Genomic DNA, 15,249 nt, shown 5'->3' with positions numbered 1-15,249 from the left:
TTTGTTCCCGATTCCCAGCCACGCAAGGTACCGTTCAGATCATGCAGGAGAACATCCCCGACGCGTGGAGCCGCATCTCGCTTCGCACGAAGGTCACCGGAGTCACGGTGCTTCTGCTGACCATGGGGCTCCTCGTCGCAGGCGTCGGCACCGCTGCCGTGCTGCGGGACTACCTGCTGCAGCAGACAGACGAAAAGATCAGCGCTGCAGCCGACGATCTCGGCGGCACCATCCAGTACACCGGTACGACGCTCGACCCGCAGTGCAGCGTTTCACGACTTCCCAACGATCTGTACTTCGCCGTTCTCAACCACGATGGCACCATGCGCTGCAATAGCCGCGACGAGGATGCCGCCCGCCCCGTTCTTGACGGGCTTACGATCGCTGTCGCTGGCTCGCAGACGAGCGAGTTCACACTGCCGAGCTCCACCATCGGGGGCCAGTGGAGGGTTATCGCCTACCCCGCGATGAGCACGATCGGAACTGACTTCGTCACGATCGTGATCGCGAGAGATTTGGGTGACTCGAACGCGATCGTTGCTCGATATGCCGCAATTTTTCTCTTCTTCGGACTAACAGTTGTCATTGTCGGCGGGGCTCTTACTCGACTGCTGGTGACTTCCACCTTCGCGCCCCTTCGAGAGGTCGAAGCGACAGCGGCGCGATTCGCCGATGGCGACTTCGATCAACGATTGTCTGTTGCCACCCCCAACACCGAAGTCGGGCGCCTCAATCGCTCCCTTAACTCGATGCTGGGTCGGATTGATCGCGCCTTCGCCGACCGCGCGCGCACTATTGACCAAATGCGCCGCTTCGTCGGCGATGCAAGCCACGAACTTCGAACGCCACTCGTCACAGTTCGCGGTTACGCCGAGCTCTACCGCATGGGCGCCATCACCAAACCTGACGATGTCGCTCAAGCTATGGAGCGAATCGAGAAGGAAGCCATCCGCATGGGCGGCTTGGTCGAAGACCTTCTCGAATTGGCGCGCATCGACGGAACTAAGCCTCCCCAGCTCACCGAAGTAGACCTTCTCCCCCTCGCTAACGATGCTGCGATGGATGCTCGCGCCTCCACCGGCCGAGTCGTCACCGTGATCAATACGAATCCTCGCATCGACTCCGATGCCGTCGTGAAACCACTCCTCGACGAAGACGAGGACACCGACGCCACGGCGATCACCATTCCCGAGAGCTCGGACCCTCATCCCGCCACCCCTGCGCGCGGCGTCGCCGCTCTTGCAACCGGGTCGATTGCCGCTGCTGGCGCGCGCCTCTCGCGTCTTGCTTCACGCAAGAAGTCTGCCGCAGTGGCAAAAGCTGCTGCACGAATTACGCAGGCAGTTGCGCCGGTGCCGAAAGATCTCAATGCCGTGGTCATGGCAGAAGAGAACAAGATCCGTCAGGTGCTCACGAACCTGGTTACGAACGCGCTGCGCTTCACCAGCGACACCCCCGTAGAGATTGGCGTCGGTGTCGATCATGAACGCCGCATCGCTGTGCTGTCGGTCATTGACCATGGTGAGGGCATCCCCGAGCAGATTCGCAATAAGGTTTTTGAGCGCTTCTGGCGCGCCGACAGCTCACGCAACCGTGACACTGGCGGCAGTGGACTGGGGCTCGCTATCGTGTCGGCCATCGTCAGCGCCCACAAGGGGACCGTTCAAGCGCTCGAGACGCCGGGCGGCGGTGCAACCTTCCGCGTGGAACTTCCCCTCCTCCCCAGCAAGGCTGTCACGGAAGAAGTGACCGAAGCCGAGTAGCCGCGGCGCGAAGTTTTCGCCAGAATCTATCGTCGAGTTATGACTCGATACCAAGTAGATAGCGAAGCCGTTCTCAGCGCCACCGGAGCGGTACAGAATTCCATTGGCCGCATCCAAGCCGAGGTAGCAGGCCTCCATGCACAGCTCACGAACCTGCAAGGGTCGTGGACGGGCCAGGCAGCCACGGCGTTCTCGACGGTCGTGACCGACTGGAAAGCCACCCAGCAGCGGGTCGAGGAGAATCTCGCTGCCATCAATACGGCGCTGAGCCAAGCCGGCCAGCAGTACGCGGAGATTGAAGCGGCTAACGCACGTCTCTTCTCCCGCTAGACCGCAACACAGCCCTCGCTGGCGGATCACACAGCGCGGTGCGCAACCCTGCACACTGAGCGTGCATGTGCACACGTACGCGCACTGCAGCGAAATGCTCCGGGAGGCTGCAATCAGTTGCGTGAGCTGTTGTCTCGCGGCAACGCCTTAACGCCAGAATGGGCGCCTCCCGAAGGAGACGCCCATTCTGTGTTGTTCAGTGAAGCTATGTGAAGCGGTGGACTTAGAAGTCCATGCCGCCCGACGGGTCACCCATGGGTGCCGGGTTCTTCTCGGGCTTGTCAGCGACAACGGCCTCGGTGGTCAAGAACAGACCAGCGATCGACGATGCGTTGAGCAGAGCTGAGCGCGTTACCTTTACCGGGTCATTGATTCCAGCAGCAAGCATGTCGACGTATTCGCCGGTAGCTGCGTTGAGACCGTGACCTACAGCGAGGTTGCGAACCTTGTCAGCAACAACACCCGGCTCCATGCCAGCGTTGAGTGCGATCTGCTTGAGCGGAGCGTCGATAGCAACGCGAACGATGTTCGCTCCGGTTGCTTCGTCGCCGACCAAGTCAGCCATTGCCTGGCTGTCGAATGCGATCTTGCCAGCCTGAATCAGAGCCACGCCACCACCGGCGACGATTCCCTCTTCAACAGCTGCCTTGGCGTTACGAACTGCGTCCTCAATGCGGTGCTTGCGCTCCTTGAGTTCAACCTCAGTTGCGGCACCAGCCTTGATGACTGCAACACCACCGGCGAGCTTGGCGAGACGCTCTTGGAGCTTCTCACGGTCGTAGTCGCTGTCGGTGTTGTCGATCTCGGCGCGGATCTGCTTGACGCGACCTGCGATCGCCTCTTCTTCACCAGCACCTTCGATGATGGTGGTCTCATCCTTGGTGATAACGACCTTGCGGGCGCGACCGAGGAGTTCGAGAGTTGCGTTCTCGAGCTTGAGTCCAACTTCTTCGGAGATGACCTGTCCACCGGTGAGGATGGCGATGTCAGCGAGCTGAGCCTTGCGACGGTCACCGAAGCCAGGAGCCTTGACGGCAACCGACTTGAAGATGCCACGGATCTTGTTCACAACGAGAGTTGCAAGCGCTTCGCCGTCGACGTCTTCAGCAATGATGAGCAGCTGCTTGCCGCTCTGGATTACCTTGTCGACGATGGGGAGCAGATCCTTGATGTTCGAGATCTTGCCGTTGACGATAAGAACGTAAGGGTCTTCGAAGACCGCTTCTTGACGCTCCTGGTCGGTGACGAAGTATGCCGACAGGAATCCCTTGTCGAAGCGCATACCTTCGGTGAGCTCCAGCTCGGTGCCGAACGTGTTCGACTCCTCAACGGTGACAACACCTTCCTTGCCGACCTTGTCGATCGCCTCAGCGATAAGTGCACCGATCTCGGGGTCACCAGCAGAAATGGATGCGGTAGCCGCGATCTCTTCCTTGGTTTCGATTTCCTTGGCGCTCGCAATGAGGGCCTCGATTACCGAGTTGGTTGCCTTTTCGATTCCGCGCTTGAGGCTGATGGGGTCTGCACCCGCAGCAACGTTGCGGAGGCCTTCGCGTACGAGAGCCTGTGCAAGAACAACAGAGGTGGTCGTACCGTCTCCGGCAACGTCATCCGTCTTCTTTGCTACCTCTTTGACGAGCTCTGCACCGATCTTTTCGAACGGGTCGTCGAGCTCGATTTCTTTGGCGATGGACACGCCGTCGTTCGTGATGGTGGGAGCGCCCCACTTCTTCTCGAGAACTACGTTGCGACCTCGTGGGCCGAGCGTGACCTTTACGGCGTCAGCGAGAATGTTCAGGCCGCGCTCAAGGCCGCGACGGGCCTCTTCGTTGAAAGCAATGATCTTTGCCATGTGTGTTTCTCGTCCCTCCCGGACGTCGTACAAGCGAATAAGTTGGCACTCAGCCTATGCGAGTGCCAAGGTCAAAATTAGCACTCGACAGGGGCGAGTGCAAGACGGCACAGCGCACTCGACAGGGGCGAGTGCAAGACGGCACAGCGCACTCGACAGGGGCGAGTGCAAGACGGCACAGCGCGCTCGATAGGGGTGAGTGCACGACAGCACAGCGCACTCGACAGGGGCGACTGCACGACAGCACAGCGCGCTCGACAGGGGCGAGTGCACAACAGCCCAGCGCACCCGCTGCGGCTGCGCCCGCGTCAGCATGGAGCGCTCGGTTGTGTGCGTGAGGGTGGTGCTTACTTCGCCTCGTCGTGCGCTATTCGGTTGGTTCTTCGGTTGAGGCTGTGGCCGATGCGAGGTAGTCGGCGCCGATGACGATGGTGATTTGAGCGGCGGGGAATACGTCGGCTTCTACGAGGCGAATTTCTCCACGATCGAGGGTTGCTGCGAGCCCGGCGGCGACGTCTTCGTCGGCTTCGTTGCTGTAATAGATGTAGGTGACTTCAATGGCTCGGTCGGAGGCTGGTGCGGCACTGCCAGTGGGCCAGCCTGCGGCGGTCAGTTCGTCGAGTACGGTGCTGTCCAGTTCGCTTTCAGCGGTGCCGTTGAGCACGTCGATGGTGATTTTGCGTGCCGGGTCAATGGTGGTGGGGTCGGTGACCGGGGCAACGGTTGCGGTGGGTTCTGGGGTGGCGATGGTCTCTTCGGGGCTGGCGAAGAAGGGCAGCCCGAGGTCGTCATCAAGGTATTGGCTGAGGGCGAAGAGGCCACCGAAGACGAGTACACCGGTGGCGAGCAGAGCCCAGGCGAAGCTGATCCAGCCGCGCCCGCGTCGCTTGGGGCCACGGTGCGCACCAATGCGTTCGACGTCGTCGGGCAGTTCGTCGAATCGGTCTTTGGGATAACTCGCCATTGCTTAGTCTGTCTATTCTTCGTTGTGGTGATTGGTGGTGCGCACGGCGCGCGTGCGCTTGTCTCGAGTGCGGCGCAGTCGCGAGATCAGCATGGGATCGTATCGTACGGCTGCGGGGGTGTCGATTACCGAGTTGAGCATTTGATAATAGCGTGCACTGGAGACGTGAAACTGGGAGCTGATTGCTTCTTCTTTTGCGCCGACGTGGCGGGTCCATTCGCGCTCAAAGTCGAGGATGGCGGTGTCGCGCTCAGACAGGCCGGTGGCGGGGCGTGATGCGCTTTCGTTTTCTGACACGGCCTACCTCCATTGTGTAGGTAAGCCTAGGGCGTGGGCCGTGTGGCTTTGTCGAGCGACTCGGCTTGAGGACCCATTCGGCGCCGCTCGAGGTTAGGATTGCCTTAGTACCCCTTTCTTCGATTGGTTTCTATGCGCACCCGACTCCTCACTGCTGCTGTGGTGTTGTCTGGCGTTCTGCTGGCTACGAGCGGATGCTCGGCTTCGCCGATTGCGCAGACTGCTGCAGTGACGGTGACCGCTGACCTTTCCTCTCCGCTGTCGTCGTTGACGGTGTTGAACGAGGCGAAGGACTACAGCGGGCTCGTGCAGGCGGCGCTTCCGACTTCCGGTATTTCGGTTCCGGATGAAGTGCCCGCGCAGTCGTTGCCGGTAACCGTCATGTCCCATGATTTGTCAGGCGAGGTTCCCGTGACGGTGCTGTCGACGGATCGCGTGGTGGCCATGGATATTTCAGGGTCGATCGCGGCGACGATCGCTGGGTTGGGCTTGATCGATTCTCTCGTGGCGCGAGATATCTCGACGACGTTTGATGAGGCATCCGAATTGCCTGTAATTACGTCGAACGCTCATACCGTCAATAGCGAGGCGATTCTGGCGTTACGCCCCGATCTTGTGCTGACAGATGGGTCGATTGGCCCGATCGACGTTGTGGTGCAGCTACGGGATGCCGGCATTCCCGTGGTGTTTGTCGACACCGAGGCGTCCGTGGATGGCGTTGCCGAGCTGGCGCGGCAAACGAGCGCTGCATTCGGCGCTCCGGCCGCTGGTGAAGCTCTGGGTTCACAATTGACTGCCGAGATCGACGCAAAGATTGCCGAAATCGCCGAAATCGTGCCCTCCGGTGAGCGTTTACGCATGATGTTCCTCTACTTGAGGGGCACCTCGGGGGTGTATTACTTGTTCGGCCAAGAGTCGGGCTCCGATGTTCTCATCGACGCTCTGGGCGGGGTGGATGTTGCGGCCGAGATTGGCCTCGAAGGTATGCGTCCGATGACAGACGAGGCGATGGTTGCGGCAAACCCCGATCTCATTTTGGTGATGACCGGCGGTCTCGAAAGCGTGGGTGGCGTGAGCGGATTGCTCGAAGCACGGCCCGCAGTGGCTCTCACCGAGGCGGGCATGAACCAACGATTCGTTGAGATGGATGACGGCGAGATCCTGAGCTTCGGCCCCCGCACCGTCACCGTGCTGGATGCGCTGGCTCGCGCAATTTACGCGCCGACTTCCGGCTCCTAAATCGCGCTCAGCTGTCGCTGCTGTCCTTCGTGGGTTCGAGCGTGCGAGCAGTCCCGCGACGACGGCTGACGAAGAAGACCACGCTGACGCCACCGACAATTACGACAACGGACGCCAACACCATGAGGTTGCGGGCCACAACCGGGTAGGTCGCGCGCGGTTCAGGCATGCACTCGGGCGTTGCGCTGAAGCTCACAGTAATCGGGTCAAATTCTTCGCCCGCTGGGTAGGTTCCGAAAGCAGCGGAGCCGGCATCGGTGAGCGTCACTGGAGCACTGTCGAGCACCGCTGTGCCGTCGTCGACCGAGATCGCTGAGACGTCAATCGTGGCGAACTTCACGTCGACCGCATCCACGGGGAGACCATCTTGAGTGGTCCCCGAAACATCGAAGATAAGGACTGCTGTCGGGGTGCTGTCAAAGACAATTTCTAGCCCGCTGAGCGTGGTGTCAAGGATGCCATCGTGCCCCGTGAAGCGAAGCGTTCCGTCGAACGCGATCGTGCCTTCGCCCGCGTCGAGCTCGCCCGAGCCTGCAGCCCAACCGAAATTGGGGGTTTCGTAAGTGGCGCCGTCGCCGACAGCCCACTCGCCGTGAGCAATCGTGCCGCTGATGTACGACCGAAGCGACTCTTTGACGCCCCAGGTGATCGCGGCATCCGACACATCACACACGGCGGAGTCGGCGGCAAGGGTGGCATCGGCGGGTGCAATATTCGCGTGCGCAAGGCTCGCGCCCGCGGCATCCGGAACCGCAGCGTTGCTTGTCATCGGCGTCAGTGCGATAGCGACGGCGGTGACCACGAGCGCGGCGGGTCCGAGCAAGCAGACGTTGAGGCGGCGCATTACTGGGCGGGACGGTACATCGACTGATGCATGATGGTGGCTTCTTCGTACAGTTCACCAAAGGATTCGAATCCGAATTTGGCGTAGAGCGGCACGATGTAGTCCTGGGCGTGCAGCATCATGGCCTGGCCGTTGTAGTCGTCGACGATGCGCTTCATGATGATCTGCGCGAGACCTTGGCCACGGCGATCATCTCTCACTACAACGCGACCGATGACGCAGTGGCCATCGAGGTATTCCGCGGTTTCGTTGTGGAGGACGCGGATGTAGGCGGCGACTCCGAGCTCGTCAGCGATCCAATAGTGCCGTGTGGCATCTTCTTGGTCGCGGTCATCAAGTTCGGTCTCGTCGACTTTTTGCTCAACAAAAAATACGTCAGTGCGCAGTTTCATGATCGAGTAGAGCTCGGATGTTGTTAATTCGCCCCAAGACTTGGCGATCACGGAATCAATAGTCACATCCCCGAGTTTAATGTACTGAGCGGCGAAAGCTCACGAACAGAGGAGACCACATGACGTACAAGGTGACAAAGACCGAAGAGCAATGGCGCGATGAGCTCGGAATCAAGTACTCAGTGCTGCGCGAAGCCGGAACCGACCGTCCGTGGTCTGGCGCCCTTCTCGACGAGAAGCGTGCGGGCACCTACCGCTGTGGCGCCTGCAGCGCTGAGCTTTTCAAGAGCGACACCAAGTTCGATTCCGGTTCGGGATGGCCCAGCTTCTATGAAGCCATCAACCCGGATGCCGTCGAGCTTCGCGAAGACCGTTCGCTCGGAATGGTGCGCACCGAAGTTGTGTGTGCCACGTGTGGTTCACACCTAGGTCATTTGTTCGACGACGCCCACCAGACGCCGACCGGAGACCGTTTCTGCTTGAACTCGAGCTCGTTAGAGTTCGACGAACAAGACTAATTCGACAGCAGAGTTTTAGGCGGTCGTTGACTCGAGAGTGACGCGATCGCCACAGCGATGAGGGTGAGCACCACACCGATTACGGTGGTCGGTGCCACCCCATCGCTGTCTGTAGGCAAAAGAATTTCGAGCGCGAGCGCCCCGATGAGTTGGCCGGCGATCGATCCGAGGGCAAAGAACAGCACACCCGTTATCGGCACCAGCACCGCTGCAACCACGATGAAGATCACACCAATCGCGCCGCCGATGTACAGCGTGGGGTCGGTCGGGAAGGTGTGCTGCCAGCCACTCGCAAAGCCGTAGGAGATCGCTGCGATCGCCAGCACCGAGGTACCGACGATGAAGTTGACGTACGTGGCTGTGAGCGGCGATCGCGTCACATGACGCACGTGACCGTTGATGGCCTGCTGCCAGCCAATCCCGAATCCGGCTGACAACGGCAAAAACACGAGCAGGAACGGCCCGTCGAGGCGCAAGTCGGCCAGGCCCGAGAAAATTACTGCCCCCACTGCGAGGGCGGATGCCGCCACCCGCAAGACCGTGACCGGTCGCTTCTGAAGGCTGCCGATTCCGACGCGGTCGATCACGGCGGAGCTGATCGTTTGACTCGCGACGACCGCCACGGTGAAGAGTGCGACGCCCAGCGCGGTGGCTGCGAGACCCTGAGTCAAGACAAAGAAAGCGCCGAACGCTCCCCCGGTGAGGTACCACCAAGGCAGGCGTCTGCTGGTTACTTCGGTGCGGAGTGTACGAAAACCAGCCCGAGCGGTGGGCACGAATGGCACGATGAGCGTGAGAATAAGTAGGCCTGAGCCGAAGGAAATTAACGCGGCGAGAGTGGAGTCGTGAAGCTCTACAGCGAGCTCGCCGTTGATGCGACTTTGGGCTGCGACGAGGCCGCCGGCGACGATTGCGGCGAAGATTCCCGCGAGCGCACGACGCCGACTTCGGGGTGTGGTTGGGAGCATGGGTGCATTCATGTCTAAAATAGGGCGTTGGCCCAAGCCTCCTTAGCTCAGCTGGCTAGAGCACCGCTCTTGTAAAGCGGGGGTCGTCGGTTCGAATCCGACAGGAGGCCCAACAGAATGTCGAGGGCCGTCGGGGTTGCTTTAACCCTAACGGCCTTCGACATTGTTATTTAACCAGTCGTCGATGTCGAGCCGCCATGTCGGGTCGACCACCACGGTGAGGGCGGCACCCTCATCGATCGTGGCGTAGCCGGCGGGTCTGTTCGAGCTTCACTGACTGGTCGAAGCCGAACCCTTCTCTGCAGCCCAAGCTCCTTCCGACGCTCCTTGATCTTCGAAATCGGCAGCGTTCGCATGATCCAAGCCTCACCCGTTGATCCAGAATCGCAGCCTCGACAGCTCGCAGCGTCGGCTGAAAACCGTGCGGTCACGAGCTCGGTGATTCGTCTTGGACGCCTGTTGGCGCCCATGAGATTGATAGAAAGCGCTGGTTTAGTGAACGACATGAACGCTTTCTTCAACTACATCGGAGCCCGATCGACCGATCCCCCGGCAGTATTGGTGCTCCCACTCGATCGCTCCGGAGTTGCAGCGTGATCGCCTGCCTATTGCCTCCGACTTCCCTGATTCCTTCATCGAAGGATGTTCAGGCGGAGCTTCGTCGTCGCGCCGTCGCCCATCCGGGTGGGTTCGCAGACCTCGCGACCGCCTCTCCCGTTGACCCGACGCCGCAGGTCTTCATCGATGCGCTGGCAGCCGCGGGTGGCGCGCCGGGTTATCCGCTCACCATTGGAGTAGTCGAACTGCGCGACGCAATGGTGCACTGGTTCGATCGTGTCCGCGGAGTCACCCTCACTCGGGGCGAAGTGCTTCCCACGATCGGCTCTAAAGAGTTGCTGGGTCTGCTGCCGTTCCTGCTCGGACTGGGTGCGGGCGATGTCGTAGTACGCCCCGCGCTGGCCTATCCCGCCTACGACGCAGGGGCACTAGCTGTGGGTGCCGACGTCGTCGCTGAAGACGATCCCGCCCTGTGGCCAGAGGCGACCAAACTTATTTGGCTGAATTCCCCTCGCAACCCCGACAGCCAAATCCTGACCGTTGACGAGTTGCGTCGCGCGGTCGCTCGCGCTCGTGAACTCGGTGCGGTGATCGTCGGCGACGAGTGTTACGCCGTGTTGAACGAGGTCGACGGGGAGCGGATACCGTCCATCCTCGACGCACGAGTGGTCGGTGACGACAGGAGCAACGTTCTCGCCTCCTATTCGGTCAGTAAGCAATCGAACATGGCCGGATACCGTGCCGGAATGGTGGCTGGGGACGAGCATCTCATCACGAACATCGCATCGCGACGACGAGATCTCGGGCTCATCGTCCCTGCGCCCGTGCAGCAGGTGCTCAGCGCAGTCCTCTCCGATGACGAGCACGTGGTTGCACAGCGCGCGCTCTATTCCTCCCGACTCGAGCGTCTCCGATCTGCCGTCGAGGCTGCTGGATTCCAGATTCATGGATCGGAGAGCGGCCTGTATTTGTGGGCCATGCTGGGAGAAAGCGGAGTGGACACCGCAATGAAGCTAGCCGACATCGGCGTGCTCGTCTCCCCCGGCGAATTTTACGGTCCGAGCGGTGCTCAATTCGTGAGATTCGCCGTGACGGTTCGGGATGAGCACCTAGACCGAGCGATAACCGCTCTACAGTCGTGGGCGCGCTGACGAAACAGCAGCTCTCTCCTTAGAAGGCGATCATCACCTTCAGCGCTTCGCGGGCATCCATGGCGCTGTAAGCCTGCGGCACCTCGTCGATACTCACCACGCGATCGAAGACGCGGCCCGGAGTGATCGCGCCATCGAGCACATCCTTGATCGCCGGCTCGAGATAGGCGCGCACGGGGGCAGGTCCCCCTGTGAGCGTAATGTTGCGGCTGAAGAGCGAACCCCATCCGATTGGCGCTTCGGAGTACTGCGGAACGCCTACCCGGGAGATCGTGCCGCCCACGCGGACGGACCCCAGGGCCTGCTGGTAAGCCGGGAAGTGGCCAACCGCCTCGATGACGACGTGGCTCCCCTCGCCGCGGGTGAGTTCGCGCACCCGGGCTACCCCTTCTTCTCCGCGCTCGGCAACAATCTCGTCTGCCCCAAACTCGACACCGATATCAGTGCGCGACTCATGGCGCCCCATGAGGATGACCCGATCGGCTCCGAGCTTCTTTGACGCCAAGACGGCAGACAGCCCGACGGCGCCGTCGCCGATCACCGTCACCGTCATACCTGCTCCGACTCGCCCCATGTGCGCGGCGTGGTACCCCGTGAGGTAGACATCGGACAGGGCGAGAAGTGACGGGAGCAGTTCACTCTTCTCGTCGACGCCCGGCACAGCCACGAGACTGCCGTCTGCCTGTGGCACCCGTGCGTATTCCGCTTGGAAGCCGCCGACCTCAGGCTTGTTGTAGAAACCGCCGTGGAGGCAGGAGGTGTGGAAACCTTCTTGGCAAAAGACGCAGGTATTGTCCTGGTAAGTAAACGTGGCGACGACGAAGTCCCCCGGTTTCACCGTGGAGACCTCGGAGCCAATTTCCTCCACGATGCCGACCATTTCGTGCCCCATGGGAGCAGCGGTCGGGCCGGCCTTACGGGTGTGGAAGGGGTGCAAATCTGACCCACAGACGCAGGCACGGACCACCCGAACGATGGCATCCGTTTTCTGTTGAATAACGGGGTCCGCAACCGTTTCGACTCGGACATCGCCCGCACTGTAGAGAAATGCTGCCTTCATAGAGTTACCTCGCACAATGAACCTGCGGCTGAGGTCGCTCTCCCCGGCAATCCGTGAGCGCGACCGGCTGACGAAACCAGAGTACACGGGGCATTCTTTGAACTTGGGCAGGGACTTTCACGTCTTCAGTAGGCGCATCACGTCTTCAGCAGGCGCATGACGTCTTCAGTTGGCGCATCACGTCTTCTGCATGCGCGAATCTGACCCTAAGCTCGCCGGCGGCATCCGCGCGGCCGCTACGTCGGGTCAACCATCACCTTCAGAGCGGTGCGCTCATCCATCGCGGTGTAGCCGTCAGGGGTCTGCTCGAGCTTCACGGTCTGATCGAAGACGAGGCCAGGGTTCACGGTTCCGTCGAGCACTCCGGGCAGCAGTTGTTCGATGTAGGCGCGAGCAGGGGCCACCCCGCCGACAAGGCCAACGTTCTTGCCGAAGAGGCTACGACGTCCGACCGGGGCATCCTCGTACTGGGGAACGCCGACACGGCTGATGATACCGCCCGCGCGTACGACGCCGAGGGCCTGCTCGTAGGCGGGCATGAAGCCGACCGCTTCGAGAACGGCGTGGCTTCCCGAGCCGCCGGTAAGTTCGCGCACTTTTTCGATACCTTCGTCGCCTCGCTCGGCTACAACATCCGTCGCACCAAAGGTGAGACCCAGATCGGTACGTGCCTTGTGGCGGCCCATGAGGATGATGCGCTCGGCGCCCATCTGCTTGGCCGAGAGCACGGCGAGCAGGCCGACTGCGCCATCGCCGATCACGGTAACGGTCTGGCCGGGTGCCACGCGAGCCTTGTAGGCGGCGTGCCAGCCGGTGGCGTACACGTCAGAGAGCGAGAGGAGACCCGCATACTGCGACTCGTCAACGGTGCCGGGAACCTTCACGAGGGTTCCGTCGGCGTAGGGCACGCGCACGGCTTCGGCCTGGCCGCCCGTGATGTCGCCGCTACCCCACCAGCCACCGTGGATGCACGACGTCTGGAGCCCTTCGAGGCAGAACTCGCACGTTCCGTCGGAGTACGCGAAGGGGGCAATGACGAAGTCGCCGACTTTGAGGGTGGCAACGTCCTTACCCAGTTCTTCGACCACGCCGATGAACTCGTGACCGATGGGGCGAGCATCCGCATCCGCCGGCATCGAATGGAAAGGGTGCAGATCGCTGCCACACACGCACGCGCGGGTGATGCGAACGACCGCGTCAGTGCTCTCGATGAGCTTCGGGTCGGGGGCCGTGATGACGCGGACATCGCCGGCGCCGTAAATGTAAGTAGCTCGCATGGACCTATTCAACGCCTGTGTGACCCCGTGCGACGAATCAGTCTTTGTTCAGCGAGCAGGAGTAGTCGTCAGTGGATGCTGTGATGCTTGAGGGTGAAATACCTCGAGGAGGACGACGCCGTGGCCAGCTTTGCCGACAAGCCCATTCTTGAGCTCACGATTGCCGAATGGACTGCGTTTCTCGAAGACGCTCCTTCGCCCGACGGCGTGCGCCTCAAGCTGCGCAAGAAGCTGTCGAAAGCGCCCGGGATCACCTGGAGCGAAGCCCTCGACGTTGCACTGTGCTTCGGATGGATCGATGGCCAATCGCTGCGCCTCGATAACGACTACACGCTGCAAGCGTTCACTCCGCGCCGCAAGAACAGCCCGTGGTCTCAAGTGAATCGTGACCATGTTGCTCGACTCATCGCTGATGGCACGATGCGCGCCGGTGGCCTCGCCGAAGTGGAACGCGCCAAAGCCGACGGTCGCTGGGATGCCGCCTACAGCCAGAAGAACATGACCACACCCCCAGACCTGCAGGCCGCGCTCGACGCGAACCCTGCGTCCGCGGAGTTCCACGCCAGCCTCACCCGAAGCATGCGCTTTCAGATCTATGCGCGCCTGACCGGGATCAAGACGCCGGCGGTGCGGGCAGCCCGCATCCGCGACGTGGTGGAGAAGGGCGCGCTAGGCGAGCACCACTACGCGCAGCCGAAGCCGCGGCCGTAGCCCACTGGTTGGCGGCTCGGACTAGTACGGTCGCAAAGCAGGAGAGTTCGGCCGATTAGCTAGAGCTGTCCGCGCAGCTGCGCGATACGCCGATCGAGATGCTGCTGCTCGGCGGCATTCGTCGCCAGTTCGCGCGCTCGGGCGAAGGCGTCGGCCGCAGCATCCGCATCGCCGGCACGCAGCGACAGCTCGGCGCGAGTGGCCCAATATAGGTGATAGTTCTCGAGGCCGGTGATGCCGCTGAGCAATCGCAATCCAGCATCGGGGCCGTCGGCCATTGAGACCGCGACGGCACGATTGAGAGCAACCACGGGAGAGCCACCCGTCATTGCCAGCAGCACCGCATAGGCGGAGGCGATGGCCGGCCAGTCGGTGTCGGCCGCGGTGCGCGCGGTGGCATGGTGACGCGCAATGACCGCTTGGGTTTGGAAGGGCCCTGGCCGAACCCGTGCGAGCGCGCCGCGCAGAAGCCCGTTCGCTTGCTCGATCAGCTCGCCGTCCCAGCGAGTCCGATCTTGGTCTTCAAGCAGAACCAGTTCGTCGCCGCGAAAGCGAGTGTCGTGGCGGGCGCGAGCGTAGAGCTCCAGCGCCAGCAATCCTTCAACTTCGGGGTTGCCCGGGAGCAGCTCGCGCGCGGTGATCGTGAGCCGAATCGCTTCTTCCACGAGGTCGATCCGCGCCCCAGCGGTGCTCCCCCGCGAGAGATAACCCTCGTTGAAAATCAGGTAGAGAACCGTGAGCAGGGCATCCACTCGCAGCGTGAGGTCTTCCGGAATACTGAGCAGGATGCCGGCGTCGCGAATCTTGCGCTTGGCCCGCACGATTCTTTGGGCGAGAGTTTGTTCGGGCAGCAAGAATGCCGCGGCGATTTCGGCGGTCGTGAGGCCGCCGACCAGTCGAAGGGTCAACGCCACTTGGGTGTCTCGCCCCAGTGCCGGGTGACAACAGAGCAGCAACAAACGCAAGTGTTCGTCGCCCGAGTAGTGAGCATCGTCAATCATGTCGGGCACCTCCTCGTCGTTGCCGCCGGGGTCGCGATCGCCATTGCTTTGCTGGGCAGCCGCCACCAGATCGGGGGCTGAACGCGCCAACCGTCGGGCGGCAGCAGCGTCGCGCCTCACCCGATCCACAGCGCGATTGCGCGCGACCGTGTACAACCACGCTGCGGGGTTGTCAGGAACCTCGGCCCAGTTCAGCGCCTCGACGAGCGCATCCTGCACGGCGTCATCGGCAACATCGAGCCCAAAGCGGTGCGTGAGAAGAGCGAGCACGTGCGCACTCTCCTCACGCGCCAGGCGGGTGACCGCCTCTGAGTTATCCGGCAC

15 protein-coding genes and 1 tRNA gene are annotated in these 15,249 nt (G+C 61.7%); 7 read left to right on the top strand and 9 right to left on the bottom strand.

All coding sequences use genetic code 11. The annotated features are described in order from the left end of the window. Nucleotides 1-41 precede the first annotated feature (41 nt). On the top strand, nucleotides 42-1,763 hold the full coding sequence (locus tag I6E58_RS04845; RefSeq protein WP_197130995.1) for a HAMP domain-containing sensor histidine kinase: 1,722 nt from the start codon (nucleotides 42-44) through the stop codon (nucleotides 1,761-1,763). A 39-nt stretch (nucleotides 1,764-1,802) separates the two neighbouring features. Further along, on the top strand, nucleotides 1,803-2,093 hold the full coding sequence (locus tag I6E58_RS04840) for a WXG100 family type VII secretion target (protein WP_129072037.1): 291 nt from the start codon (nucleotides 1,803-1,805) through the stop codon (nucleotides 2,091-2,093). A 223-nt stretch (nucleotides 2,094-2,316) separates the two neighbouring features. Here I6E58_RS04840 and groL read toward each other — a convergent pair whose 3' ends face one another. From groL to I6E58_RS04825, 3 genes are all read right to left on the bottom strand, one after another. After that, entirely contained in the window at nucleotides 2,317-3,945 is a 1,629-nt protein-coding gene (gene groL / locus I6E58_RS04835) for a chaperonin GroEL (RefSeq protein WP_129072038.1), read from the bottom strand. 367 nt (nucleotides 3,946-4,312) lie between these two features. After that, a complete protein-coding gene (locus I6E58_RS04830; protein WP_197130992.1) occupies nucleotides 4,313-4,909 on the bottom strand; it encodes a LytR C-terminal domain-containing protein in 597 nt (198 codons plus the stop codon). Between the two features lie 12 nt (nucleotides 4,910-4,921). Then, nucleotides 4,922-5,206 carry a DUF3263 domain-containing protein gene (locus tag I6E58_RS04825; RefSeq protein WP_197130989.1) on the bottom strand — a complete coding sequence of 95 codons (285 nt, stop codon included), beginning with the start codon at nucleotides 5,204-5,206 and terminating at the stop codon, nucleotides 4,922-4,924. A 132-nt stretch (nucleotides 5,207-5,338) separates the two neighbouring features. Here I6E58_RS04825 and I6E58_RS04820 point away from each other — a divergent pair, with 132 nt between their 5' ends. Continuing rightward, nucleotides 5,339-6,445 carry a hemin ABC transporter substrate-binding protein gene (locus tag I6E58_RS04820; RefSeq protein WP_197130986.1) on the top strand — a complete coding sequence of 369 codons (1,107 nt, stop codon included), beginning with the start codon at nucleotides 5,339-5,341 and terminating at the stop codon, nucleotides 6,443-6,445. A 7-nt stretch (nucleotides 6,446-6,452) separates the two neighbouring features. Here I6E58_RS04820 and I6E58_RS04815 read toward each other — a convergent pair whose 3' ends face one another. Further along, nucleotides 6,453-7,289, bottom strand: a complete 837-nt coding sequence (locus I6E58_RS04815) for an HtaA domain-containing protein (RefSeq protein WP_197130983.1) — start codon at nucleotides 7,287-7,289, stop codon at nucleotides 6,453-6,455. Further along, the gene (locus I6E58_RS04810) at nucleotides 7,289-7,747 is read right to left on the bottom strand and encodes a GNAT family N-acetyltransferase (protein WP_307841982.1); all 459 of its coding nucleotides are present in this window, start codon (nucleotides 7,745-7,747) and stop codon (nucleotides 7,289-7,291) included. Before I6E58_RS04810 ends, I6E58_RS04815 begins: the two co-directional genes overlap by 1 nt. 53 nt (nucleotides 7,748-7,800) lie before the next feature. On the opposite strand from I6E58_RS04810, the gene msrB reads away from it, so the two are divergent. Further along, nucleotides 7,801-8,199, top strand: a complete 399-nt coding sequence (msrB, locus tag I6E58_RS04805; protein WP_129072043.1) for a peptide-methionine (R)-S-oxide reductase MsrB — start codon at nucleotides 7,801-7,803, stop codon at nucleotides 8,197-8,199. On the opposite strand, the gene I6E58_RS04800 is transcribed toward msrB, so the two are convergent. Next, the gene (locus I6E58_RS04800) at nucleotides 8,196-9,167 is read right to left on the bottom strand and encodes a DMT family transporter (RefSeq protein WP_129072044.1); all 972 of its coding nucleotides are present in this window, start codon (nucleotides 9,165-9,167) and stop codon (nucleotides 8,196-8,198) included. The genes msrB and I6E58_RS04800 overlap by 4 nt on opposite strands. 36 nt (nucleotides 9,168-9,203) lie before the next feature. On the opposite strand from I6E58_RS04800, the gene I6E58_RS04795 reads away from it, so the two are divergent. Together I6E58_RS04795 and dapC are read left to right on the top strand one after the other, a co-directional pair. Beyond that, nucleotides 9,204-9,277 (top strand) — tRNA-Thr (locus tag I6E58_RS04795). Nucleotides 9,278-9,760: 483 nt separating this feature from the next. Next, nucleotides 9,761-10,876, top strand: a complete 1,116-nt coding sequence (gene dapC / locus I6E58_RS04790; RefSeq protein ID WP_307841980.1) for a succinyldiaminopimelate transaminase — start codon at nucleotides 9,761-9,763, stop codon at nucleotides 10,874-10,876. 19 nt (nucleotides 10,877-10,895) lie between these two features. On the opposite strand, the gene I6E58_RS04785 is transcribed toward dapC, so the two are convergent. Together I6E58_RS04785 and I6E58_RS04780 are read right to left on the bottom strand one after the other, a co-directional pair. After that, nucleotides 10,896-11,936 carry a zinc-binding dehydrogenase gene (locus tag I6E58_RS04785; RefSeq protein ID WP_197130980.1) on the bottom strand — a complete coding sequence of 347 codons (1,041 nt, stop codon included), beginning with the start codon at nucleotides 11,934-11,936 and terminating at the stop codon, nucleotides 10,896-10,898. Between the two features lie 236 nt (nucleotides 11,937-12,172). Then, nucleotides 12,173-13,213, bottom strand: coding sequence for an alcohol dehydrogenase catalytic domain-containing protein (locus I6E58_RS04780; protein ID WP_197130977.1), 1,041 nt, complete (start codon nucleotides 13,211-13,213; stop codon nucleotides 12,173-12,175). 120 nt (nucleotides 13,214-13,333) lie between these two features. Here I6E58_RS04780 and I6E58_RS14430 point away from each other — a divergent pair, with 120 nt between their 5' ends. Beyond that, nucleotides 13,334-13,924: a YdeI family protein gene (locus tag I6E58_RS14430; RefSeq protein ID WP_197130974.1), complete on the top strand. Its 591-nt coding sequence runs from the start codon at nucleotides 13,334-13,336 to the stop codon at nucleotides 13,922-13,924. Between the two features lie 59 nt (nucleotides 13,925-13,983). Here I6E58_RS14430 and I6E58_RS04770 read toward each other — a convergent pair whose 3' ends face one another. After that, nucleotides 13,984-15,195, bottom strand: a complete 1,212-nt coding sequence (locus I6E58_RS04770) for a sigma-70 family RNA polymerase sigma factor (protein WP_307841979.1) — start codon at nucleotides 15,193-15,195, stop codon at nucleotides 13,984-13,986. Nucleotides 15,196-15,249 lie beyond the last annotated feature (54 nt).

This window comes from Salinibacterium sp. SWN1162, assembly GCF_015864675.1.
Taxonomy (GTDB): Bacteria; Actinomycetota; Actinomycetes; order Actinomycetales; family Microbacteriaceae; genus Rhodoglobus.
Note: the sequence above shows the minus strand (reverse complement) of the source record. Positions and strands in the feature narration are given on the sequence as shown.